Annotated in this window: 3 protein-coding genes and 1 pseudogene; all 4 read left to right on the forward strand. The window is 34.5% G+C overall.

Annotation, left to right across the window (positions count from 1 at the left end):
- A pseudogene (locus HT729_RS11595) lies at positions 1 to 89 on the forward strand (type I restriction endonuclease); the annotation flags it as partial.
- 59 nt (positions 90 to 148) lie between these two features.
- Complete coding sequence (locus HT729_RS11600) at positions 149 to 385, forward strand: AbrB family transcriptional regulator (protein ID WP_000260605.1); 237 nt, start codon at positions 149 to 151, stop codon at positions 383 to 385.
- Positions 382 to 795: a type II toxin-antitoxin system death-on-curing family toxin gene (locus HT729_RS11605; protein ID WP_023941843.1), complete on the forward strand. Its 414-nt coding sequence runs from the start codon at positions 382 to 384 to the stop codon at positions 793 to 795. The genes HT729_RS11600 and HT729_RS11605 overlap by 4 nt, the downstream gene beginning before the upstream one ends.
- 117 nt (positions 796 to 912) lie before the next feature.
- Entirely contained in the window at positions 913 to 1,878 is a 966-nt protein-coding gene (xerA, locus tag HT729_RS11610; protein WP_023941845.1) for a site-specific tyrosine recombinase/integron integrase, read from the forward strand.
- Positions 1,879 to 1,900: the final 22 nt, after the last annotated feature.

Genomic DNA, 1,900 nt, shown 5'->3' on the forward strand with positions numbered 1-1,900 from the left:
AGGTCGACAAATCACAATTGGCAATCCAAAAATCTCTGGAAGAGCTTGAAACTTTGAAGAAATCTCTGATGCAGGAGTATTTTAGCTGATATTCTGCCATTGTAATTACGGTAATGATTTGTTATAATACAACAAAGGAGGAAATCAGATGGTCGTAAAAACAAGAAAACAAGGAAATTCAATCACCATTACGATTCCAAGTGAATTTAATATTCCAAGTGGTGTAAAATACGAAGCTAAATTGTTACCAAGTGGTGAGATTATCTTTACTCCTGAAGAATTGGGGCAGCAGGTTTCTTATGTATCTGATGATGCCTTTGACTTAAATTTAGATAAAATATTTGACGAATACGACGATGTTTTCAAAGCTTTGGTGGAAAAATGACAATCTATCTGACAGAAAAGCAAATTGAAAAAATAAATGCTTTAGCAATTCAACGGTATTCTCCAAATGAGAAAATTCAAACAGTTAGTCCTTCTGCCTTAAATATGATTGTGAACTTACCAGAACAATTTGTCTTTGGGAAGCCTCTTTATCCAACAATTTTTGATAAAGCAACTATACTATTTGTCCAATTGATAAAGAAGCATGTTTTTGCTAATGCTAATAAAAGAACTGCTTTCTTCGTTTTGGTCAAATTTTTACAATTAAACGGCTATCGTTTTTCTGTAACGGTAGAAGAAGCAGTAAAAATGTGTGTAACCATCGCAGTAGAAGCTTTAACTGATGAAAAAATGACAAGCTACTCCAAATGGGTTTCTGAACATTCTGTTAGAGAAAAGGTCAAAAAGTAACCTAGTATGCTGGATTTGAATGAGCACAAGAAAATAAATGAACAGACAATATTAGAATTCTGTAATGCAGAAACTGATATTGTCTCTTTTTATTGATGAATAAGAAAGTGAGAAATTATGGAATCAAAAGTTACAATTATCATGCAAGAAATGTTACCTCTTTTAAATAATGAACAATTACTAGCGTTGAGAGAGAGTTTAGAACATCATCTAGTAGACGGAAAAAAGCAGCAGAAGTATTCGAATAATAACCTGTTGCAACTATTTATTACCGCCAAGCAGGTAGAGGGCTGTAGCTCAAAAACAATTCGTTATTACCAGAGGACGATTGAAAACTTGTTTAATGCTATTAAAGAGTCTGTGACACAACTCACAACAGATGATTTAAGGAGTTATTTAGCAAATTACCAGTCTGAAAAGGATTGTAGTAAGGCAAATTTAGACAATATTAGGCGTATATTGTCTTCTTTTTTTGCTTGGCTTGAGCAAGAGGAATATATCATTAAAAATCCCATTCGACGGATAAAGAAAATTAAGACTGAGCAAAATGTGAAGGAAACTTATACTGATGAACATTTGGAAATTATGCGTGATAACTGTGAAAATTTGAGAGATTTGGCAATAATAGACCTACTAGCATCGACAGGTATGCGTGTAGGGGAGCTTGTACAGTTGAATCGTTCAGATATTGATTTTGAAAACAGAGAGTGTGTTGTCTTTGGTAAAGGAAAGAAGGAGAGACCAGTATATTTTGACGCTCGTACGAAAATTCATTTAAGAAACTATCTTAACGACAGAAAAGATAGTCACCCTGCTCTTTTTGTAACGTTAGTTGGAAAAGTCCAGAGGCTTGGAATTGCTGGTGTAGAGATTCGCTTAAGAAAGTTAGGAGAGAAACTCGGCATACAAAAGGTTCACCCACATAAGTTCAGAAGAACTTTAGCGACTAAGGCAATTGATAAAGGTATGCCTATCGAGCAAGTCCAAAAACTGCTAGGTCATAGCAAGATTGACACAACCCTGGCCTATGCCATGGTCAATCAAAATAATGTCAAGCATTCACACCAAAAATTCATCTCTTAAAAGCAAATCCCGATTTAATGAG

The sequence above is a fragment of the Streptococcus sp. 79 genome, from assembly GCF_013277425.1.
Classification (GTDB): domain Bacteria; phylum Bacillota; class Bacilli; order Lactobacillales; family Streptococcaceae; genus Streptococcus; species Streptococcus pseudopneumoniae.

Coding starts and splice junctions, on each gene's coding strand:
- xerA (WP_023941845.1), top strand. CDS start 913: ATGGAATCAAAAGTTACAATTATCATGCAAGAAATGTTACCTCTTTTA.
- HT729_RS11600 (WP_000260605.1), top strand. CDS start 149: ATGGTCGTAAAAACAAGAAAACAAGGAAATTCAATCACCATTACGATT.
- HT729_RS11605 (WP_023941843.1), top strand. CDS start 382: ATGACAATCTATCTGACAGAAAAGCAAATTGAAAAAATAAATGCTTTA.